Here is a 21612-nt window from a genome sequence, read left to right as displayed (position 1 = left end):
CTTACTGCCCCAATTTCATACGAGCCGTTTCACCCGAGACAAAGGGCATGACGTCCACGGCACTGCCGTTGTAACTGACCTCGGCTCCCCGGGCAAAACCCAGGCGCAGCTCGAAGGGTGGCTTGCCGACCAGTTCCAGATTGTCGCCCTTGCGTTTGAGGGCGCTGAACAGCACCTTGCCATCGGCATCGGTCAATTGCGTCCAGCAGTCGGCCGTAAAATTGATATTGACCCGAGCCTGACCAGCCGCCAATGGCGCAGACACCACTACCGCCTCTGTCGCAACAGGCTCAGTAGCCGCAGCAATTTGAGCGCTTTCAGTTGCGGCGGGAACCTGAGCAGTCGCCTCAGGCTCTGGCGCAGCGTCCTCCACTGCGTCAGCTTGTACCTCAGTGCTGGCGGCTGCAGGGACCTCGGCAGTGCCTTCACCAGCGGACACCTCGCTCGCCAGTGGCAGCTGCAGTTGCGCCTCGCCCTGAACCAGTAGAACCGCCTGATCTTCGGGCTCATCCAGTGGATGGATCAGAGTAGTACCGTCGACACTCTCCACCTCAACCTGCTCGAAGCTGGCAGCCAGCCCCTGCTCGTCGCGCCCGGCACTCTGCTCTTGCCACCAGTAAAAACCGGCACCCGCCAACCCCAGCAACAAGACAAAGCTGACCAAGCGCAATACACGCTGCGAGTAACTGCGGGGCTCTTCAATATGCCCCAGACTGTGCACCGAGCAACCACCGGCATCGCTATTGGTGTACTGATCAAATTCCAGTACCAGCCGATTGGGATCAACCCCTAGCAGCTTGGCGTAGGTACGCACATAACCGCGGGCGAAGGTATGGCCCGGCAACTTGTCAAACGCTCCCGCTTCGATCTGGCTGACTCGTTGAACAGTCAAATTCAGCTGAGAGGCTACCTCGGCAACACTCCAGCCACGACTTTCACGGGCCTTGCGCAGCGTTTCGCCAGGATTGCTACGGGGAGCCGCCAGCACTTCGGGTTGCGCCGCTTTCATTATTGCTCCGACTTGTATTGCTGATATTCAGGGGTACCGGGATAGAGACGCCGCAACTGCAGCCCCAGGCTGGCAGCCTTGTTGCGGTCATCGAAGATTTTCGCCAGACGAGCGCCCAACAGCAGGCTGCGGGCATTCTGCTCGGACAGCTGGCTAAAACCCTCATAGTAATCGCGGGCCGGAACATAGAGCCCGTCTTCATAATTGAGCATGGCCATTTCCAGCAGGGCTCTAGGCTGGGCGCTGTTCAGGCGCAGCGAACGCTCGAAATAGGCTTTGGCCTGATCACGCTGCTTGAGCATCAGCGACGTCATACCGAGGTTTTCAAACACCCGGGAACGTTCTGGGTAGAGGGTGTCCTCAGCCGCCTGCAAATAACGCTGCGCTGCCTCTTCATAACGCTCCTGTTCATACAGAAAGCTGCCGTAGTTATTCAGTAACCGAGCGTCACCCGAACGCAGTGAGATGGCCTTGCGGTAATGCTCATCAGCCAATTTGGTTTCCATTTCAACTTGAAAAACCAAAGCCAATACTGCATGGGCATCAGCGCTTGATGAGTCAAGTTCCAAAGCCTTTCTCAACGGAATTTTGGCACGTTCGGTTTGCCCTTCTCGGACATACCCAATCCCCAACTGGACATAAGCATCGCGCGCCTCCTCACGTCCCTTGCTGGTACTCATCGGATCAACATCGCCAGTCGAGACACAACCCACCAGCAAACTGGCAAGCAGCAAGAAAAGCGCGGGGCGCAAGGTCATGGGCATCCTCCCTTTAGATTCACTTGGCGGCGGAACTCGGCGTATCGGCCTCGCTACTCAATTCACGCACGGCTATGTAGCGCTCGCTGCGACGGGTACGGTCCAGGACCTGGCCGACCAGCTGGCCACAGGCTGCATCAATATCTTCGCCGCGGGTAGTGCGAACGGTGACATTGTGCCCGGCTTTGTGCAGCAAGTCCTGAAAACGGCGGATGGCATTGTTGCTCGGGCGCTCGTAACCCGAATGGGGAAAGGGGTTGAACGGAATCAGATTGACCTTGCACGGCACATCCTTGAGCAGTGCGATCATCTCTTCAGCGTGTTCGGGCTTATCGTTGACATCCTTGAGCAGGGTGTACTCGATGGTCAGCACGCGTTTCTCGCCAAGGCGCGAGATATAGCGCTTGCAGGCATCCAGCACCACAGACAGGGGATACTTCTTGTTGATCGGCACCAACACGTTGCGCAAGGCATCGTTGGGTGCATGCAGGGACAAAGCCAGAGAGACGTCGATCACCTCGCCGAGCTTGTCGATCATCGGCGCCACGCCGGAGGTGGACAGGGTCACCTTGCGCTTGGAGATGCCATAGCCGAGGTCGTCCATCATGATGTTCATGGCGGCGACCACGTTGTCGAAGTTGAGCAGCGGCTCACCCATGCCCATCATCACCACATTGGTGATGGCACGATCAATCTTCGCCGGCACACTACCGAACGACTTGTTGGCGATCCACACCTGGCCGATCACTTCGGCCGCCGTCAGATCACTGTTGAAGCCTTGTTTGCCGGTCGAGCAGAAACTGCAATCCAGCGCACAGCCGGCCTGGGACGACACGCACAGCGTGCCCCGCGAGCCCTGGGGGATATACACGGTTTCCACACAACTGCCCGACGCCACTCGCACGACCCACTTGCGCGTGCCATCGGTGGAAATATCTTCGCTGACCACTTCCGGGCCGCGAATCTCGGCACAGGCCTTGAGCTTTTCGCGCAAGGCCTTGCCGACATTGCTCATGGCGTCGAAATCATCGACGCCAAAATGGTGAATCCACTTCATCACCTGACCGGCACGGAAGCGTTTTTCCCCGATACGCTCGAAGAACTGCTCCATTTCTGCCTGGGTCAGACCCAGCAGATTGATCTTGCCGATAGCATCAGTCATGGCTTCACCCTCACCGGCTTCGCTTAGCGAATACGGGCGCAAACTTCGGTAGCGGAGAAGAAGTAAGCGATTTCGCGAGCAGCGGAAGCTTCGGAGTCGGAACCGTGCACGGCGTTTTCGTCGATGGACACGGCGAAATCGGCGCGGATGGTGCCAGCAGCAGCTTCTTTCGGGTTGGTGGCTCCCATCAGCTCGCGGTTTTTCAGAACGGCGTCTTCACCTTCCAGAACCTGGACGATAACCGGACCGGAGGTCATGAAGGCAACCAGATCCTTGAAGAAGCCACGCTCGCTGTGCTCGGCGTAGAAGCCAGCGGCTTCGCGCTCGGACAGCTGAACCATTTTCGAAGCGACGACGCGCAGGCCGGCCTTCTCGAAACGGGTGGTGATTTCACCAATCACGTTTTTGGCAACGGCATCGGGCTTGATGATGGAGAAAGTGCGTTGAACAGCCATGTGAAACTCCAGAAACAATGAGTAAAACGAAAAATTAAACCCGCGAATTATACGCGGGTTCTGGTTAAAAGCGTAGGGCGCAACCTGCGCCCATCAGTCTGCCTCTTCGATCCAGGCCGCCTGTATGGCTTCCAGTACCTTCTCACCACCACGCTGCGGATCATCACTGAACTCCGGCAATTCCAGCACCCACCGATGCAGATCGACAAAGTTCACATAACGCGGATCCACATCAGGCTTGGCTTCTGCCAACTGGATGGCAATCTCCAGCACATCAACCCATTTCAGGCTCATGACAACTCCTTGAATCAGTGCGGTGCTTCCGAGGCGTGGTTGAGCGAATACTTGGGGATCTCCACGGTCAGATCTTCACGCCCGACGATGGCCTGACAGGACAGGCGCGACTGGGCTTCCAGCCCCCAGGCCTTGTCCAGCAGATCCTCTTCCAGCTCATCGGCCTCGTTCAGTGAATCAAAGCCTTCACGGATGATGCAGTGGCAGGTGGTGCAGGCACAGACGCCACCACAGGCACTCTCGATATCGATATGGTGCTCATGGGCCACATCGAGGATCGAAACGCCCGGCTCGGCCTCCACCACCAGACCATCCGGACAGAAGACCGCGTGGGGCAGAAAGATGATCTGCGGCATGTTTATTCCTCGATCTCGTTAAGACTACGACCGGCCAGGGCGGCCTTGACCGTGGCATCCAGACGGCGCGCGGCGAAGGCATCGGTCACTTGAGTCAGGCGCTTGGTCTGCTGCTCAATGGCCAGGCCATCATTGCCCGCCATCAGCTCGCGCAACTGCTGCATCTGCGCCTCGATGGCCAGGCGCTCATCGGCCTCCAGCAGACGCTCGCCATCAGCCAGCAAAGCGGCCTCGACCGCCTCCAGCAAGCGCTGGGCATCCACCTGCTGCTCACGCAGCACCCGCGCCACCTTGTCCTCGCCGGCATTCTGGAATGAATCCTTGAGCATGCGAGCAATTTCACCATCGGTCAGGCCATAGGACGGCTTGACCTGAATGCTCGCTTCCACCCCCGAAACCAGCTCACGGGCGGACACACTGAGCAGGCCATCGGCATCCACCTGGAAAGTCACCCGAATCTTCGCCGCACCCGCCACCATGGGCGGTATGCCACGCAACTCGAAACGCGCCAGGGAGCGACAATCACTGATCAGTTCACGCTCACCCTGCAGCACATGGATCAGCATGGCCGTCTGGCCATCCTTGTAGGTGGTGAACTCCTGAGCCCGCGCCACGGGGATAGTGGTATTGCGCGGGATCACCTTCTCCATCAGCCCGCCCATGGTTTCCAGCCCCAGGGACAGCGGAATCACGTCCAGCAGCAGCAATTCCTCGCCCTGACCACGCTGATTGCCAGCCAGGGTATCGGCTTGGATGGCGGCACCGATGGCCACCACCTGATCCGGATCGATATCGGTCAGCGGCTCGCGACCGAACAACTCGGCCACCGCCGCACGCACCCGCGGCACGCGAGTCGAACCACCGACCATGACCACGGCCTTGATGTCTTCCAGTTCGATCTGCGCATCGCGCACGGCGCGCCGGCAAGCCTTGAGGCTGCGCGCCACCATGGGCTCGATCAGGGCATTGAACTGCGCGCGACTCAGGCTTGCCTGCCAGTCGCCATAACTCAGCTGCGTCTCGGCATGCTTGGTCAGCGCTTCCTTGGCCGCACAGGCTGCCTCCAGCAGCAGGCGCTGCTGGGTTGGGTCAAGGTCAGAGGAGATACCCGCCTGCTCGACTGTCCAACCGGCAATGGCATGGTCGAAGTCATCACCACCCAGGGCGCTGTCGCCGCCGGTGGCCAACACCTCGAACACCCCGCCAGTCAGGCGCAGGATGGAAATATCGAAGGTGCCGCCGCCCAGATCGTAAATCGCCACCAAACCCTCGGCCTGCTGATCCAGACCATAGGCCACGGCCGCCGCAGTCGGTTCGTTGAGCAGACGCAGCACACTCAGACCAGCCAGCCGTGCGGCATCCTTGGTGGCCTGACGCTGGGCATCATCGAAATAGGCCGGCACAGTGATCACCGCCCCCACCAGCTCACCACCCAGCGCGGCTTCGGCGCGCTGGCGCAGCACCCTGAGAATATCCGCCGACACCTCCACCGGGCTCTTCAGCCCCTGCACGGTGTCGATAAAGGGCATATGGGATTCGCCCGCAACGAAACGATAGGGCAGCTGCTCACCCAGCTGCTTGACGTCTTCCAGACCACGCCCCATCAGGCGCTTGACCGACAGCACGGTGTTCAGCGGATCGCTGGAAGCAGCAGCCTTGGCCGGCTCACCGACAACCACATGATCGGCAAAGTAGCGCACGGCAGACGGCACTATCACCGCGCCAGACTCATCCGCCAGGGGCGCACTGAGGCCGCTGCGCACTGCAGCAACCAGGGAATTGGTGGTACCCAGGTCAATACCGACCGCCAACCGACGCTGGTGGGGTTGCGGGCTTTGTCCGGGCTCAGCGATCTGCAGTAGGGCCATGGTTAATCAATGCTTATCGGCTTGCAGGCACTCCACAGTGGGAGCGCGCGCGTTAATCGTCGAGGCGCTCTTCCAGTTGGCGCACCTCAAAGGAAAGCTTGTCGAGAAACTGCATGCGACGCATCAGGCGCTCGGCCTGCTCACGCTGCTGCGGATCATCCCAACAAACCGCGAAGCTTTCGTTGAGCTCATCCTGAGCCGCCTTCAAACGGCGCTTGAACGATGCCACACCGGCCAGATCGGCACTGTCCTGCAGGTCTTCCAATTCCTCGCGCCAATGCATCTGCTGCAAGAGGAACTCACCATCCTGCACCGTCACTTCCAGCGGCAACTCGGCACCACGCAGGGTCAGCAGGTAGCGCGCACGCTGCGGGGCACTCCTGAGCACCTGATAGGCTTCGTTGAGCTGCGCCGACTGCTCCAGCGCCAGACGCTGCTCACGTTCGGCTGCATCGGCAAAGCGGTCCGGATGCACATGCCGAGCCAGCTCGCGGTAACGAGCCGCCAGCAGATCCAGATCCACACGGAAATCAGGCTGTAAATCGAACAGGGCGAAGTGACAGGGACTACCCACAAGCGGCCTCAGATATTGAAGCTTTCGCCGCAGCCACACTCGCCGCGCACGTTGGGGTTGTTGAACTTGAAGCCCTCGTTCAGACCTTCCTTGACGAAATCCAGCTCGGTGCCATCGAGGTAGACCAGGCTCTTGGGATCGATGATCACCTTGACTCCGTGACTCTCGAACACCTGGTCTTCGCTGGCAGTTTCATCGACAAACTCCAGCACGTAGGCCAGGCCGGAGCAGCCCGTGGTGCGCACACCCAGGCGAATACCCTCACCCTTGCCACGCCCTTCGAGGGAGCGACGCACATGCTGGGCGGCGGCTTCGGTCATGCTGATAGCCATCGACAAACCTCCTTAGAGCAAACCTTTCTTCTGCTTGTAGTCGCGCACAGCAGCCTTGATGGCGTCTTCGGCGAGTACCGAGCAGTGGATCTTCACCGGCGGCAGGGCCAATTCCTCGGCCAGCTGGGTGTTCTTGATGGTTTCCGCCTCATCCAGGGTCTTGCCCTTCATCCACTCAGTGGCCAGGGAGCTGGAGGCAATGGCGGAGCCACAACCATAGGTCTTGAACTTGGCGTCTTCGATCACGCCCTGCTCATTGACCTTGATCTGCAGGCGCATCACGTCGCCGCAGGCTGGCGCACCGACCATGCCGGTGCCGACATCCGGATCCTGCGCGTCCATCTTGCCGACGTTGCGCGGGTTCTCGTAGTGGTCAATGACCTTTTCACTGTAAGCCATGCTGGTATTCCTCTCTCATCAGGGGCTGCTCAACGGCAGCTTTAGTGTGCTGCCCACTCGACCTTGGACAGATCCACACCCTCTTTGAACATATCCCACAGCGGCGACAACTCGCGCAGCTTGGTCACCGCCTCACGAACCTTGCTTGCGGCGTAGTCGATTTCTTCTTCGGTGGTAAAGCGGCCAAAGCTGAAACGGATGGAACTGTGTGCCAGCTCATCGTTACGCCCCAGGGCACGCAGCACATAGGAAGGCTCCAGGGAAGCCGAGGTACAGGCCGAACCGGAGGAAACCGCCAGATCCTTGAGCGCCATGATCAGCGACTCACCTTCGACATAGTTGAAGCTGAGGTTGAGGTTGTGCGGTACGCGGGCGGTCATACTGCCGTTGACGTACAACTCTTCCATATCCTTGAGCTGATCGAAGAAGCGGTTGCGCAAGGCCAGCACATGCTCGGCATCCTTGGCCATGTCTTCCTTGGCAATACGGAAGGCCTCACCCATGCCCACGATCTGGTGGGTCGGCAGGGTGCCGGAACGCATGCCGCGCTCATGGCCACCGCCATGGGTCTGGGCTTCCAGGCGCACCCGCGGCTTGCGCCGCACATACAGCGCTCCCATGCCCTTGGGGCCATAGGTCTTGTGCGCCGAGAAAGACATCAGGTCGACCTTGAGCTTGTCCAGGTCGATCTCGACCTTGCCGGTGGACTGGGCCGCGTCGACGTGGAAGAACACGCCGCGCGAGCGGGTCAGCTCACCAATGGCGGCGATGTCGTTGATGATGCCGATCTCATTGTTCACATGCATGATCGACACCAGAATGGTGTCTTCACGCAGCGCCGCCTCGATCATGGCCGGGGTGGTCAGGCCATCTTCGCCGGGCTCGATATAGGTGACTTCGAAGCCTTCGCGCTCCAGCTGGCGCATGGTGTCCAGCACCGCCTTATGCTCGATCTTCGAGGTGATCAGGTGCTTGCCCTTGCTCTTGTAGAAGTCGGCAATACCCTTGATGGCCAGGTTATTCGACTCTGTGGCACCGCTGGTCCAGACAATCTCGCGCGGGTCGGCATTGACCAGCTCAGCCACCTGGCGACGGGCATTCTCCACGGCTTCCTCGGCCTTCCAGCCAAATACATGGGAACGCGACGCGGGGTTACCGAAATTGCCATCCATGGTCAGGCATTCGCACATCTTCTGCGCCACACGAGGGTCAACCGGCGTGGTCGCGGAGTAATCGAGGTAAATCGGCAATTTCATTGATTCTCTCCTAATCAGGTATCAGGCCTGCTGGCCGGCGTCGCTCGCTTATTCGACGGCGGACGCTTCGATCTTATCCAGATGCGGCATCCTGCCATTGCAGCGGCGCTGATCCTGGCGCTGGGCAACTTCCTGCACCTCACGGCGACTGACCAGGTCGGCCAGGCTGATGCCGCTGAGGAATTCATGTATCTGCTGACTGAGGTCACACCACAGATGATGGGTCAGACAGGTATCGCCGGAATGGCAATCACCCTGCCCCTGGCAACGGGTGGCATCCACCGACTCATTGACCGCATCAATCACCTCGGCCACCTGAATGCCAGCCATATCACGCGACAGCTGATAACCACCGCCCGGCCCGCGCACACTGGAAACCAGGTTGCCGCGCCGCAGCTTGGCGAACAACTGCTCAAGATAGGAAAGGGAAATACCCTGCCGCTCGGAAATATCCGCCAGAGACACTGGGCCACGCTGAGCGTGCAACGCCAGATCAAGCATGGCGGTGACGGCGTAACGGCCTTTCGTAGTCAGTCGCATGAGAGCTACCGCGGAGTGACGATTTGGCGCGAGTATGCAATTCCCGAGTATTTAAGTCAACTATAAGACCTATTGATTTACTCGGAATTAGACCATCGGAGGGGCGCGCAGCATAACAAAATACCCCGCCCTGCGCCACGCGGGCGCACCCTTAACTTATTGGATCCGCAGGCTAGGCAGCCGGCTTGTCGTCGACTTCCTTGACCACATCGGCAAAGTCCTCATCGCGCAGCTGCGGCAAGTCCTTGGCGCAATAATCACTGCCCAGGGACTTCAGCGCGCCACACATGCCTTCCAGGCGGCTATCCACGGCGTGCAGATGATCGAGCAACTGACCAATGGCCCGCGCCACCGGATCCGGCATATCTTCACTGACACCATAGGCATCAAAGCCCAGCTTCTCGGCCATGGCCTGGCGCTTGGCCTGCTGCTCATCATCGACCTTGGCAATAACACGGCCGGGAATTCCCACCGCCGTAGCACCCGCAGGCACCGCCTTGGTGACCACCGCATTGGAACCGATCTTGGCCCCAGCCCCCACGGTAAAAGGCCCCAACACCTTGGCACCAGCCCCGACCACCACCCCATCTTCCAGGGTCGGGTGACGTTTGCCCTTGTTCCAGCTGGTACCGCCCAGGGTTACCCCCTGATAAAGCGTCACGTCATTACCGATTTCAGCTGTCTCACCAATGACGATGCCCATGCCGTGATCAATAAAGAACCGCCGACCGATCTTCGCCCCCGGATGAATCTCGATACCCGTGAGCCAGCGACCGAAGTTGGACACCACCCGCGCCAGCCACTTCCAGCCATAGCCCCACAAGGCATGGGCGACACGATGCAGCCACACCGCATGCAAACCGGGATAGCAGGTCACCACCTCGAAGGCATTGCGCGCCGCCGGGTCACGGTGGAACACGCTCTGGATATCCTCTCGCATGCGCTCAAACATCTGCCTTCCCCTGCTTATGGTGTTCACCACGTGCCGCCTTGATGGTTTCGGTCAAGATGCCACGCAAGATATTCATTTCCAACTTGCTCACCTCACTGCGGCCATACAGGCGACGCAGTCGCGTCATCAGATGCCGCGGCTTGGCCGGATCGAGAAAACCGATCTCCACCAACGCCTCCTGCAGGTGACCGTAAAAGGACTCCAGCTCGTCAGCCGTCACCGGCTGCGAACTCTGGATCGCCGTAGCCTCCAGCTTGAGCACCTTGGTCGGCTGATTCTGTGCCGCCAGCCAGGCCATGCGCACTTCGTAGGCCAGCACCTGCACCGCCGCCGCCAGGTTCAGCGAGCTGAACGCAGGATCGGAAGGGATATGCACATGATAATGACAGCGCTGCAGCTCTTCGTTGGTCAGGCCTGCATATTCGCGACCAAACACCAGCGCCACTTCACCGCCCTGGGCTGCCTGCTCGCAACTGGCCACGCCGCACTCACGCGGATCCAGCAGCGGCCAGGGGATGCGCCGATCGCGGGCACTGGTACCGAGCACCAGATTGCAACCCACCAGAGCCTCTTCCAGAGTCCCCACCACCTGGGCCGCATCGAGAATATCAGTGGCTCCAGACGCCCGCGCCACGGCATCGCCACTGGGAAAATCCAGCGGATCGACCAGCACCAGACGGGACAGGCCCATGTTTTTCATGGCCCGGGCAGCCCCCCCGATATTGCCGGGGTGACTGGTATTGACCAGGACAACGCGAATATTTTCCAGCAACTCAAGCACTCACATAACCGCAAGTTGGGCGCAAATCTTACCGAAGCAGGCGCACTTGCGCCATGCGAGACACAGCGGGCACTTCAACCGGCGAACTTTTCTGCTAGAATGGCCGGCTTTCTTTAACGACCCAGGTGAACTTCCATGCAGCCCATGCTGAATATCGCGCTGCGCGCAGCCCGTAGCGCCGGCGAAATGATCTTCCGCTCGACCGAACGCTTGGACGTCATCTCGGTCGACGCCAAAGAAGCCAAGGACTATGTGACCGAGATCGACCGCTCTGCCGAGCAGCTGATCATCCAGGCCCTGCGCAAGGCCTTCCCCAACCACGGCATCCTCGGCGAAGAAAGCGGCCTGAGCGAAGGCAGCGGCGACGGCGCCGATTACCTGTGGATCATCGATCCGCTGGACGGCACCACCAACTTTATTCGCGGCATCCCTCACTACGCTGTCAGCGTGGCCTGCAAATACCGTGGCCGCCTGGAGCACGCAGTGATCATCGACCCGGTGCGCCAGGAAGAATTCACCGCCAGCCGCGGCCGCGGCGCCGCCCTCAACGGTCGCCGCCTGCGCGTGAGCAGCCGCAAGAGCCTGGAAGGCGCCCTGCTCGGCACCGGCTTCCCGTTCCGCGACAGCCAGATGGACAACCTGGAAAACTACATCGGCATGTTCCGTAGCCTGGTTGGTCAGACTGCCGGCGTGCGCCGCGCTGGCGCCGCCAGCCTGGACCTGGCCTATGTCGCTGCCGGCCGCTTCGATGCCTTCTGGGAATTTGGCCTGTCCGAATGGGACATGGCCGCTGGCGCCCTGCTGATTCAAGAAGCAGGCGGCCTGGTCAGCGACTTCAGCGGCGGCCACGATTTCCTGGAAAAAGGCCAGATCGTCGCCGGCAACACCAAGTGCTTCAAGGCGGTACTGACCGCCATCCAGCCGCATCTGTCAGCCTCGCTAAAGCGCTGATCTGCAGAGCCAAACAAAAAGCGCCCCGCGGGGCGCTTTTTTGTGCTCGTTGATTCAAGCCTTAGTGCTGGCTGAGCACCAGCTGGCCATCACGCACCGGAATCTGCGTGCCCGGATCGCGATCCATGCGCACCGTATCAACCTTGTCGCCCAGCTGATACTTGACGTCATAGCCCAGCAGCCTCTCGCTGACATCGGTCACCGTGCTGCAACGGGTTTCGGTGGTGGTATAGGTGTCGCTGTTCTGCATATGCTCCTGCACCTTGTTGCCGGCATAGCCACCGCCCACGGCACCAGCCACAGTCGCCACCTTCTTACCCGTTCCTCCGCCTATCTGATTACCCAGCAGGCCACCCACCACTGCACCTACAGCTGTACCGGCGATACGGTGCTGATCCTGCACCGGCTTCTGCCTTGTCACCACCACATCATTGCAGACCTGACGCGGCGTCTTGATGGTTTCGTTGACCGGAGTCACCGCCAGCACTTCGGCATATTGCGGGCCACTGACCAGGCTATAGGTGGCCACTGCGCCACCAGCTGTAACACCCACCGCACCCAGGACCGTACCGACCAATAGGGACTTATTCATATTCGACTCCTTCGCTCTTGCACGCCCGCTCCACGCATGGGCCAGGCTGACTGTGTTCATTTGCTTGGAGTGAAAAAAAACCGGGCAAGTTCAACACTTGCCCGGCCCTTGTTTGCAACTGCGATGAACGCCACAGATTCAGGGACGCTCATCGACCTCCTCGGCAACGACCGGCGGAATCAGGTCATCAACGGTCAGATCCAGCCAGACCAATACCACGTTGGCGATATACACCGACGAATAGGTACCCGCTGTCACCCCAACGAACAGGGCAATGGAGAAGGCAAACAGGTTGTCGCCAGCGAATACCAGCAACGCGGCGATCGCCAACAACGTGGAAATCGAGGTCGCCAGGGTACGCAGCAGGGTCTGGGTGGTGGAGATATTGATGTTCTCGATCAGGCTGGCCTTGCGCAGCACGCGGAAGTTTTCCCGCACCCGATCGAATACCACGATGGTGTCGTTCAGCGAGTAGCCGATGATGGCCAGCAGAGCCGCCAGCACAGTCAGGTCAAAGGTGATCTGGAAGAACGACAGAATCCCCAGGGTGACGATCACGTCATGCACCAAAGAGATAATCGCCCCCAGGCCGAATTTCCACTGGAAGCGGAAGGCCAGGTAGAGCATCACCCCGCCCAGCGCCAGCAACAGGCCCAGGCCACCCTGATCGCGCAATTCCTCACCCACTTGCGGACCAACAAACTCGACCTTTTTCACCTCCAGCGCATCACCCGACTGGCGCAACGCGGCAGCAACCTTGACGCCCAGATCCGGGTCATCACCCTGCATGCGCACCACCACATCGGTGGTGGCGCCGAAGTTCTGCACCACCGCATCGCCATAGCCGGCAGCAGCCAACTGCTGGCGAATCTTGCCAAGATCGGCCGGCTGCTCGTAGCCCAATTCGATCTGCGTACCACCTGTAAAGTCCAGGCCCAGATTGAGCCCCTTGGTAAACAGACTGCCGAGAGCGATCAGGGTCAGTAGCACGGTAATGGCGAACGCGATATGGCGTACGCCCATAAAGTTGATTGTACGTGTCATCACAACCCCTTAAATCCACAACTTCTTGAAGTCACGGCCGCCGCAGGTCAGGTTGACCATGCTGCGGGTAACCAGAATGGCGGTAAACATCGAGGTGAGAATCCCCAGCGACAGGGTCACCGCAAAGCCCTTGACCGGCCCGGTACCCATGGCGAACAGGATCCCCCCCACCAGCAGCGTGGTCAGGTTGGCGTCGACGATGGCCGAATAGGCGCGATCAAAACCCTCATGAATGGCGCGCTGCACCGACATGCCATTGGCAATTTCCTCGCGAATACGCGAGAAGATCAGCACGTTGGCGTCCACCGCCATACCCATGGTCAGGACGATACCGGCAATACCCGGCAGGGTCAGGGTGGCGCTGAGCAGCGACATCAGTGCCAGCAGCAACACCATGTTCAGCCCCAGGGCGATGGTGGCCAAAACGCCGAAGAAGCGGTAGATCGCGACAATGAACAGCGACACAAAGAGCATCGCCCACATCGATGCCTCAATACCCTTGGCAATATTGTCAGCCCCCAGGCTTGGGCCAATGGTGCGCTCTTCGGCGAAATACATCGGTGCCGCCAAGCCACCAGCACGTAACAGCAGAGCCAGTTCCGAGGACTCACCCGGACCGTCAAGGCCAGTGATGCGGAAACTGCTCCCCAGTGGCGACTGGATGGTCGCCAGGCTGATGATCTTCTTCTCCTCGATAAAGGTCTGCACCTCCACCTCGGACTCGACACCATCCACCACCTGACGGACCAGGCGAGTGACCGGCTTCTGCTCGATAAAGATCACCGCCATGCTGCGCCCGACATTGTTGCGGGTGGCGCGGTTCATCAGATCGCCACCACGGCCGTCCAGACGGATATTGACCTGCGGGCTGCCGTTCTCGTCGAAACTGGCCTGGGCATCAGTCACCTGGTCACCGGTGATGATCAGATCGCGCTCCAGTTGCGCCGGAGGACGACCCTCCTGACGAAACTCGAACATCTCAACGCTGGCCCGTGGCGCATCCAGCTCGGCAGCCAGACGGAACTCCAGGTTGGCAGTCTTGCCCAGGATACGCTTGGCCTCGGCGGTGTCCTGCACCCCCGGCAGCTCGACCACGATGCGGTTGGCGCCCTGACGCTGCACCAGCGGCTCGGCCACACCCAGCTCGTTGACCCGGTTGCGCACGGTGGTGAGGTTCTGCTTGATGGAGTATTCACGAATCTCCACCACCTTGGCCTGACTCAGACTCAGGCGCAGCACCTGCTGTTCGTTACGCTCAACGCTGCTCAGCTCGAACTCATTGAAATCCTTGCGGATCAGCTGCTGAGCCTTCTCCAGGGTGGCCGTATCGGCGAAGCCCAGCTGAATGGCGCCATTGAATTCCGGCAGGCTGCGATAACGCACCCGCTCCTTGCGCAGCAGGGTCTTGACCTCGCCCTCATAGACCTTGCGTCGGGCTTCCAGGGCCTTCTCCATATCCACTTCCATCAGGAAGTGCACACCCCCGGACAGGTCCAGCCCCAGCTTCATCGGGCTGCCGCCCAGATTGCTCAGCCACTCGGGCGTGGTCTGGGCCAGGTTCAGGGCCACCACGAACTCATCGCTCAGGGCGCGGCGCACCACGTCCTTGGCCGGCAGCTGGTCTTCCTTGTCGACCAGGCGCAGCAAGCCGGCGCGACCCTGATTGGACACACTGCTGGCCTTGACCTGAATACCGGCCTCACTCAGAGCACGTGCCGCGCGGTCAAGATCGGCCTGCTCCACACGCATGGCCGAGCTGGTGCCACTGATCTGAATCGCCGGATCGTCCGGGTACAGGTTGGGAGCCGAATAGAGAAAGCCGATCACCAGCACAGCCAGGATCAGCAGGTACTTCCAGAGAGGGAACTTGTTGAGCATGACGCCGCCCGTTATGACGCGGGGCGCATAAAGCGCCCCGTCGAATGGTAAAGGTCTGTTGCTTAGATCGCCTTGAGGGTGCCCTTGGGCAGCGTGGCGGCGACGGCCACTTTCTGAATCTTCAGCTCGACGGTGTCGGACACCTCGATCACCACAAAGTCATCACTGACCTTGGCCACCTTGCCGGCGATACCACCGCTGGTGACGATCTCGTCGCCCTTCTGCAGGTTGCCGATCAGGTTCTTGTGCTCTTTGGCACGCTTGGCCTGGGGGCGCCAGATCATCAGATAGAAGATAACCAGAAAGCCAAGCAGGAATACCCACTCAAAACCGCTACCAGCAGGACCGGCAGCCGGTGCGGCACCTTCAGCGAACGCAGCGGGGATAAAAAAGCTCATGTAACACTCCTGTTGCAAGGGTCTTTAGACGTTGGAAAATCAGTCCAGCAGCGGCGTTGGCAAGCCACGTTTGGCATAGAAGGCATCGACAAAGGCGGCCAATGTACCCTGTTGAATAGCCTCGCGCAAACCAGCCATCAGCACCTGATAATGGCGCAAGTTATGGATGGTATTGAGCATGCTACCCAGCATTTCGCCGCACTTATCCAGATGATGCAGATAGGCGCGGGAGAAGTGTTTGCAGGTGTAACAGTCGCAGGTCGGATCCAGCGGCGAATCATCATGCTTGTGCACCGCATTACGGATCTTCAGCACCCCGGTATCGACGAACAGATGACCATTACGCGCATTGCGCGTCGGCATCACGCAGTCGAACATGTCCACTCCACGGCGCACGCCCTCGACCAGATCGGCCGGCGTGCCCACCCCCATCAGGTAGCGCGGCTTGTCCGCCGGCAACTGGGGCGGCAGGTAATCGAGCACCTTGATCATTTCTTCTTTCGGCTCGCCCACCGACAGGCCACCGATGGCATAGCCGTCAAAGCCGATCTGCTCCAGGCCCTCCAGGGAAACCTTGCGCAACTCCTCATGCATGCCGCCCTGGACGATGCCGAACAGTGCCGCGGTGTTGTCACCATGGGCCTCCTTGGAGCGCTTGGCCCAGCGCAGCGACAACTCCATGGAGCGCTTGGCCACATCGAACTCGGCCGGGTACGGCGTGCACTCATCGAAAATCATCACGATGTCCGAACCCAGGTCGCGCTGTACCTGCATCGACTCTTCCGGCCCCATGAATACCTTGGAGCCATCCACCGGCGAGGCAAAATACACGCCCTCCTCCTTGATCTTGCGCATCGCACCCAGGCTGAACACCTGGAAACCGCCGGAATCGGTGAGGATCGGCCCCTGCCACTGCATAAAATCATGCAGGTCGCCGTGCTTCTTGATCACCTCGGTGCCCGGGCGCAGCCACAGGTGAAAGGTATTGCCGAGAATGATCTGCGCGCCAATGGCTTCGATATCCCGCGGCAGCATGCCCTTGACCGTGCCATAGGTGCCCACCGGCATAAACGCCGGAGTTTCCACCACGCCACGGGGAAAGGTCAGGCGACCACGCCGCGCCTTGCCTTCGCTGGCAAGCAACTCAAAAGACATGCGGCAGGTGCGCGTCATAGCTGTTCCTCTGGCCCGCGTGGCGCGGGATTGCGGGTAATAAACATGGCGTCGCCATAACTGAAGAAACGGTACTGCCCTCCCACCGCCGCCCGGTAAGCAGCCATGGTTTCCGGGTAACCGGCGAAAGCCGACACCAGCATCAGCAAGGTCGATTCGGGCAGATGGAAGTTGGTCACCAGGGCATCGACCACATGCAGCGGGCGACCCGGGTAGATAAAGATATCGGTGTCGCCACTGAAGGCCTTGAGTACGCCATCGCGGGCGGCGCTTTCCAACGAACGCACGCTGGTGGTGCCGACCGCGACCACCCGGCCACCGCGAGCGCGACAGGCCGCCACTGCATCGACCACATCCTGGCCAACCTCAAGCCATTCGCTGTGCATATGGTGATCTTCGATGCGCTCGACGCGCACTGGCTGGAAGGTGCCGGCGCCGACATGCAGCGTGACGAAAGCGGTCGCCACGCCCTTCTCGCGGATCGCCGCCAGCAGCGCATCATCAAAATGCAGCCCGGCCGTGGGCGCCGCCACGGCCCCGGCCTTCTCGGCATAGACAGTCTGGTAGCGCTCACGATCAGCCGCCTCATCCGGGCGATCGATATAGGGCGGGAGCGGCATATGGCCGACCCTTTCCAGCAGCGGTAAGACCTCTTCACTAAAACGCAACTCAAACAGCGCGTCATGACGGGCCAGCATCTCGGCCTCGCCGCCGCCCTCGATATGGATCAGCGAGCCGGGCTTGGGCGACTTGCTGGAGCGCACATGAGCCAGCACGCGATGACTATCCAGCACCCGCTCCACCAGAATCTCCAGCTTGCCGCCACTGGCCTTCTGGCCAAACAGCCGGGCCGGAATCACCCGGGTGTTGTTGAACACCATCAGGTCTTCAGGCTGCAGGTACTCCAGCAGATCGGCAAACTGGCGATGAGCCAGGGCACCCGTGGGGCCATCGAGCACCAGCAAACGGCTGGCCCGGCGCTCGGCCAGGGGATGGCGGGCAATAAGAGTGTCAGGCAGCTCGAAATAAAAGTCGGCAACGCGCATGATCGGGAGGAGGTCATCTAGCAGGGCGGCAAAGCTTACCGGAAATCCCCTTTCCTGGCCACGCAAGTGGATTGACCAACCCCAACACCATCCCTATACTGCGCCGCCATTGTGCCCCGGTGGCGGAACCGGTAGACGCGGCGGATTCAAAATCCGTTTCCGAAAGGAGTGGGAGTTCGAGTCTCCCCCGGGGCACCATCAATTCGAAAAAAGGCCTTGAACTTCAAGGCCTTTTTTATTGCGTGGCAGAGACCTTCGCCCGCCCATGCAAGCCATCGAAAGCCCGCGCCAAATGACCCTGCCGGCGCTCAACAAGACGACTCAAAAGCTGCTGACATAACAGCCTGCAAGAGCGCTGTGGCAGGCGCTGGCCGGGGGTTGGCATTTGCCTAAAAGTTAGCGTAGAGTGCTGCAACTGTGTTTGCATGGGTCGCCGTGAATCGTGACCTGGTGCAGTAGATCATCAAGATCCGCTACATCCCGCCCGACTCGTATTACTCCTTGCAACCAGTCTCAGTCCTCTTATTATCTAGAGGCTGTCCTCAACTTTAGTTTCAAGGAAATACAACATGTCGAATCGTCAGAACGGTACCGTCAAGTGGTTTAACGACGAGAAAGGTTTTGGTTTTATCACTCCCGAAAGCGGTCCGGATCTGTTCGTGCACTTCCGCGCGATCCAAGGCAATGGCTTCAAGAGCCTGAAAGAAGGCCAGAAAGTCAGCTTTATCGCTGTACAAGGTCAAAAAGGCATGCAGGCTGACGAAGTCCAAATCCAGGAATAATCCTGCTGCCCGAAGAACCCCTGATGGTGACATCAGGGGTTTTTTTATGCGCGGGATATCCACATTGCGAACGTCGCCAGGCGACATTAAAAATGACCAGCAAGCATTTTTAGCCCGAACATGCCCGATGATTGCCGTCACTTCACCAACCGCTTGAGTAAAAAGAGCCGACCATGCCGAAACACCTGCTTAGCCCTCAAGGAGACTTTCCTAGCGCAGGGCTGATCCGCCGCCTCGCCGCCATCTTCTATGACTTTTTGCTGTGCATTGCCTTGCTGATTGTCGTCACCTTTGTCTACAAGCTGATTCTCATGGGGTTCTATGGCCAGGAACACCTGCAACAGCTGCATGACGCTGGCGCCATGGATACCGACCCCGTTCTGTCGACCCTTCTGTTTTTCAGCCTGTTTGGGTTTTTCGCCAAATTCTGGACCCACAATGGCCAGACCCTGGGCATGCAGGTGTGGGGGCTACGAATCCAGAATAAAGATGGTAGTGCCATCAGCCTATGGCAAGCCATGCTGCGCTTTCTGGTGGCTATCGGCTCCTGGCTAGCACTCGGCCTGGGCTTCGCCTGGATCCTGTGGGACAAGGACAAGCGCAGCTGGCATGACATCTACTCGGAAAGCCGAGTGGTGCAATTACCCAAGAATGTTCACAAGAAATAGATAGCCGAGATAACCGGCAGCACTCCTACATGACAGGCGCAAAAAAGCCGGCAGGGAAAACCCGAGCCGGCTTTTTTTATAGCTGAATGATCAGCCCGCGCGGCGCAGCAGCAGCAACCCGGCGCCAGCACAGATGGCCGCTGGCACCACCACGGCCAACAACGGCGAGAAGCCAAATACCAGGCTGGAAGGCCCCAGCAAATCCTGGGCAATCTTGAACACGAAGCCCACCAGCACCCCGGTGAATACCCGCTGCCCCAATGTCACCGAGCGCAGCGGGCCAAACACAAAGGAAATCGCCATCAGCACCAGGGCAGCCGTCACCAGTGGCTGCAAGACCTTGACCCAGAATGCCAGCCAATAACGGGCATTGTTCAAGCCCTGCTCGGCCAGGTAATGGGTGTAGCGCCACAACCCACTGATGGACAGGGACTCCGGCTCCAGAATCACGGTACTCAGCAGCTGGGGATCAAGCTCAACATCCCAGCGCTGCGAAGCCAGGGCCTCGATACGGGTCTGCTGCTTCTCAAAATGAGTTACCCGTATATCTTCCAGCACCCAGTGATCGCCCTGATGGGAAGCCAAACGGGCAAAACTGGAGGACAACAGGTTGCGCTGCTCATCGAACTGATAGCGAGTCACTCCGCGCAGCACGCCACGGGTAGTCACCGCATTGATGTGGATATATTCGCGCCCCTCGCGGTGCCACAAGCCATGCTTGCCGCTTTGCGCATCATCCTTGCCCTGGGTTTCCGCCCGATAGCTCTTGGCCATGCCTTCGGTCCAGGGCGCCACATACTCGCCCAGCAGAATACCGGCCAGCATAAGCACCAGCATCGGCCGCATAACTGCCCAGACGATGCGCATCAGCGACACACCGGCGGCGCGCATCACGGTCAATTCGCTGCTGCTGGCCAGGGTCCCCAGGCCCACCAGGCAACCAATCATGGCCGCCATCGGCAACATTTCATAAATTCGCCGCGGCGTCGTCAGCAATACATACCAGGCAGCATCCTGCACCCGATAGTTACGCTCGATATCCCCCAGCTCGTCGATAAAGGCAAACAACAGGCCCAGCCCGACGATAATGCCCAACACCGCAAGGATGCTCAGCAGCACACTGCTACCGATATAACGATTGAGCTTAACCATGGGCCAAACCTCCCTGGGTCCGACGCGCTCGCCAGCTCAAGCGCAACTGCTCCCAGTACAGCAACAACAGGCCCAATGCCGCGAAGCCGCCATGCACCAGCCACAGGCTGTAGAGCGCCAGCTTGCCCTTGTCGATCTGCCCTCTGACGGCAATCAACAGCGACAGGTAGATCATGTACAGGAACACCGCTGGCAACAGCTTGAGAAAGCGTCCCTGACGCGGATTGGCCTTGGACAGCGGCACCGCCAGCAGGGTAACGACCATGATCAATAGCGGCAGCGACAAACGCCAGTGCAGCTCGACACGCTCACGCGACTTGTCGCTCCCCCACAGTTCACGGGTTGGCACAGCCCCCATTTCACTGACTTCCTCGGCAACCTGGGGCTTGGGCAAGAGCACGCCGTAGGTTTCGTAGTGGACCTTGCGGTAATCGGCCTGCCCCGGCGTGCCGTCATAGCGATGACCATTTTCCAGCACCAGGTAACGACTGCCATCGGGCTGGACTTCCTGGCGCCCGGCATCGGCCACCAGCACAGAGATCCCACGCTCCTTGCCGCGACTGTCGAACTGCATTTCCGAGATAAAGACACCACCAAGCTGGCTGCGATCATCCGACAGCTCCTCGGTGTAGGTCACCCGACTGCCATTGCGCATGCCCTGAAAACGCCCTGGCACCAGGGTGTCGAACTCCGTCAGGCCCTTTTGCTGATTGAGCAGGCGCTCGACCTGTGCCATACCCTGGGGGGCCAACCCCATGCTCAGCCAGGCCACGGCCGCCGCCACCAGCAGCGCGGGCCCCATGGTCATGCCCAGCAGACGCTGCTGGCTCATGCCGGTCGCCGACAGCACGGTCATTTCCGATTCGAGATACAAGCGCCCGTACGCCAGCAAAATACCGAGAAACAGGCCCAGAGGCAGAATCAACGGCAGATAACCCGGAATCCGCAAGGCCATCACCATCATCAATACGCCGGGGTCCATCAAGCCCTGGGCAGCACTCTCCAGATAACGGATAAAGCGCCCACTGAGGATGATGATCAGCAGAACCGAGCTGACCGCAGTCAAGGTGACCAACACCTCACGGGACAAGTAACGAAAGACGATCAAACCAGACACTCCAGGGTTGTCAGGCTCCAGCGGCAGCGCTCACACTAGCCGCACCTATGTTTGCCCATATCCAGTCGGGCAGCC

25 protein-coding genes and 1 tRNA gene are annotated in these 21612 nt (G+C 59.8%); 4 read left to right on the top strand and 22 right to left on the bottom strand.

Annotated elements, in window-relative coordinates:
• Position 1: 1 nt before the first annotated feature.
• The 14 genes from GJV18_RS07415 to trmJ all read right to left on the bottom strand — a co-directional run bounded on the left by GJV18_RS07415 (position 2) and on the right by trmJ (position 10727).
• Positions 2-1009 carry a RodZ domain-containing protein gene (locus GJV18_RS07415; RefSeq protein WP_160344053.1) on the bottom strand — a complete coding sequence of 336 codons (1008 nt, stop codon included), beginning with the start codon at positions 1007-1009 and terminating at the stop codon, positions 2-4.
• Complete coding sequence (gene pilW, locus GJV18_RS07410; RefSeq protein WP_160344052.1) at positions 1009-1767, bottom strand: type IV pilus biogenesis/stability protein PilW; 759 nt, start codon at positions 1765-1767, stop codon at positions 1009-1011. The genes GJV18_RS07415 and pilW overlap by 1 nt, the downstream gene beginning before the upstream one ends.
• A 19-nt stretch (positions 1768-1786) precedes the next feature.
• Positions 1787-2929, bottom strand: coding sequence for a 23S rRNA (adenine(2503)-C(2))-methyltransferase RlmN (gene rlmN, locus GJV18_RS07405; RefSeq protein WP_160344051.1), 1143 nt, complete (start codon positions 2927-2929; stop codon positions 1787-1789).
• A 23-nt stretch (positions 2930-2952) separates the two neighbouring features.
• Entirely contained in the window at positions 2953-3384 is a 432-nt protein-coding gene (gene ndk, locus GJV18_RS07400; protein ID WP_043308688.1) for a nucleoside-diphosphate kinase, read from the bottom strand.
• 93 nt (positions 3385-3477) lie between these two features.
• On the bottom strand, positions 3478-3678 hold the full coding sequence (iscX, locus tag GJV18_RS07395) for a Fe-S cluster assembly protein IscX (RefSeq protein WP_160344050.1): 201 nt from the start codon (positions 3676-3678) through the stop codon (positions 3478-3480).
• Between the two features lie 14 nt (positions 3679-3692).
• Positions 3693-4034, bottom strand: coding sequence for an ISC system 2Fe-2S type ferredoxin (fdx, locus tag GJV18_RS07390; RefSeq protein WP_160344049.1), 342 nt, complete (start codon positions 4032-4034; stop codon positions 3693-3695).
• 2 nt (positions 4035-4036) lie between these two features.
• The gene (hscA, locus tag GJV18_RS07385; protein WP_160344048.1) at positions 4037-5902 is read right to left on the bottom strand and encodes a Fe-S protein assembly chaperone HscA; all 1866 of its coding nucleotides are present in this window, start codon (positions 5900-5902) and stop codon (positions 4037-4039) included.
• Between the two features lie 52 nt (positions 5903-5954).
• Positions 5955-6476: a co-chaperone HscB gene (gene hscB / locus GJV18_RS07380; RefSeq protein WP_160344047.1), complete on the bottom strand. Its 522-nt coding sequence runs from the start codon at positions 6474-6476 to the stop codon at positions 5955-5957.
• An 8-nt stretch (positions 6477-6484) separates the two neighbouring features.
• Entirely contained in the window at positions 6485-6808 is a 324-nt protein-coding gene (gene iscA / locus GJV18_RS07375; RefSeq protein WP_160344046.1) for an iron-sulfur cluster assembly protein IscA, read from the bottom strand.
• A gap of 12 nt (positions 6809-6820) precedes the next feature.
• Positions 6821-7207 (bottom strand): Fe-S cluster assembly scaffold IscU, encoded by a 387-nt coding sequence (gene iscU / locus GJV18_RS07370; RefSeq protein ID WP_090442874.1) that lies wholly within the window; start codon positions 7205-7207, stop codon positions 6821-6823.
• Positions 7208-7248: 41 nt separating this feature from the next.
• Positions 7249-8463 carry an IscS subfamily cysteine desulfurase gene (locus GJV18_RS07365; RefSeq protein WP_160344045.1) on the bottom strand — a complete coding sequence of 405 codons (1215 nt, stop codon included), beginning with the start codon at positions 8461-8463 and terminating at the stop codon, positions 7249-7251.
• A 48-nt stretch (positions 8464-8511) separates the two neighbouring features.
• Positions 8512-9003, bottom strand: a complete 492-nt coding sequence (gene iscR, locus GJV18_RS07360; protein WP_160344044.1) for a Fe-S cluster assembly transcriptional regulator IscR — start codon at positions 9001-9003, stop codon at positions 8512-8514.
• 172 nt (positions 9004-9175) lie between these two features.
• Positions 9176-9955 carry a serine O-acetyltransferase gene (cysE, locus tag GJV18_RS07355; protein WP_160344043.1) on the bottom strand — a complete coding sequence of 260 codons (780 nt, stop codon included), beginning with the start codon at positions 9953-9955 and terminating at the stop codon, positions 9176-9178.
• Complete coding sequence (trmJ, locus tag GJV18_RS07350) at positions 9948-10727, bottom strand: tRNA (cytosine(32)/uridine(32)-2'-O)-methyltransferase TrmJ (RefSeq protein WP_160346028.1); 780 nt, start codon at positions 10725-10727, stop codon at positions 9948-9950. The genes cysE and trmJ overlap by 8 nt, the downstream gene beginning before the upstream one ends.
• A gap of 144 nt (positions 10728-10871) precedes the next feature.
• On the opposite strand from trmJ, the gene suhB reads away from it, so the two are divergent.
• Positions 10872-11687 carry a type III secretion system regulator SuhB gene (gene suhB, locus GJV18_RS07345; protein ID WP_160344042.1) on the top strand — a complete coding sequence of 272 codons (816 nt, stop codon included), beginning with the start codon at positions 10872-10874 and terminating at the stop codon, positions 11685-11687.
• Between the two features lie 61 nt (positions 11688-11748).
• Here suhB and GJV18_RS07340 read toward each other — a convergent pair whose 3' ends face one another.
• The 6 genes from GJV18_RS07340 to queA form a co-directional block, all read right to left on the bottom strand.
• Positions 11749-12279 carry a glycine zipper 2TM domain-containing protein gene (locus tag GJV18_RS07340; RefSeq protein ID WP_160344041.1) on the bottom strand — a complete coding sequence of 177 codons (531 nt, stop codon included), beginning with the start codon at positions 12277-12279 and terminating at the stop codon, positions 11749-11751.
• 138 nt (positions 12280-12417) lie between these two features.
• Positions 12418-13323, bottom strand: a complete 906-nt coding sequence (gene secF, locus GJV18_RS07335; RefSeq protein ID WP_160344040.1) for a protein translocase subunit SecF — start codon at positions 13321-13323, stop codon at positions 12418-12420.
• A gap of 9 nt (positions 13324-13332) precedes the next feature.
• A complete protein-coding gene (secD, locus tag GJV18_RS07330) occupies positions 13333-15201 on the bottom strand; it encodes a protein translocase subunit SecD (protein WP_160344039.1) in 1869 nt (622 codons plus the stop codon).
• Between the two features lie 62 nt (positions 15202-15263).
• A complete protein-coding gene (yajC, locus tag GJV18_RS07325) occupies positions 15264-15599 on the bottom strand; it encodes a preprotein translocase subunit YajC (protein WP_160344038.1) in 336 nt (111 codons plus the stop codon).
• A 39-nt stretch (positions 15600-15638) separates the two neighbouring features.
• Positions 15639-16754, bottom strand: a complete 1116-nt coding sequence (gene tgt, locus GJV18_RS07320) for a tRNA guanosine(34) transglycosylase Tgt (RefSeq protein ID WP_160346026.1) — start codon at positions 16752-16754, stop codon at positions 15639-15641.
• A 14-nt stretch (positions 16755-16768) separates the two neighbouring features.
• Positions 16769-17818 (bottom strand): tRNA preQ1(34) S-adenosylmethionine ribosyltransferase-isomerase QueA, encoded by a 1050-nt coding sequence (gene queA / locus GJV18_RS07315; protein WP_160344037.1) that lies wholly within the window; start codon positions 17816-17818, stop codon positions 16769-16771.
• Between the two features lie 113 nt (positions 17819-17931).
• Here queA and GJV18_RS07310 point away from each other — a divergent pair.
• The 3 genes from GJV18_RS07310 (at position 17932) to GJV18_RS07300 (ending at position 19268) form a co-directional block, all read left to right on the top strand.
• A tRNA-Leu gene (locus tag GJV18_RS07310) sits at positions 17932-18016 on the top strand.
• 371 nt (positions 18017-18387) lie between these two features.
• The gene (locus tag GJV18_RS07305; protein ID WP_090248782.1) at positions 18388-18600 is read left to right on the top strand and encodes a cold-shock protein; all 213 of its coding nucleotides are present in this window, start codon (positions 18388-18390) and stop codon (positions 18598-18600) included.
• Between the two features lie 173 nt (positions 18601-18773).
• Positions 18774-19268: an RDD family protein gene (locus GJV18_RS07300; protein ID WP_160344036.1), complete on the top strand. Its 495-nt coding sequence runs from the start codon at positions 18774-18776 to the stop codon at positions 19266-19268.
• 90 nt (positions 19269-19358) lie between these two features.
• Here GJV18_RS07300 and lptG read toward each other — a convergent pair whose 3' ends face one another.
• Together lptG and lptF are read right to left on the bottom strand one after the other, a co-directional pair.
• Entirely contained in the window at positions 19359-20420 is a 1062-nt protein-coding gene (lptG, locus tag GJV18_RS07295) for an LPS export ABC transporter permease LptG (protein ID WP_160344035.1), read from the bottom strand.
• On the bottom strand, positions 20413-21528 hold the full coding sequence (lptF, locus tag GJV18_RS07290) for an LPS export ABC transporter permease LptF (protein ID WP_160344034.1): 1116 nt from the start codon (positions 21526-21528) through the stop codon (positions 20413-20415). The genes lptG and lptF overlap by 8 nt, the downstream gene beginning before the upstream one ends.
• Positions 21529-21612 lie beyond the last annotated feature (84 nt).

Source organism: Pseudomonas xionganensis, from assembly GCF_009763245.1.
Classification (GTDB): domain Bacteria; phylum Pseudomonadota; class Gammaproteobacteria; order Pseudomonadales; family Pseudomonadaceae; genus Aquipseudomonas; species Aquipseudomonas xionganensis.
This window is presented reverse-complemented; position numbering and strand designations above follow the sequence as displayed.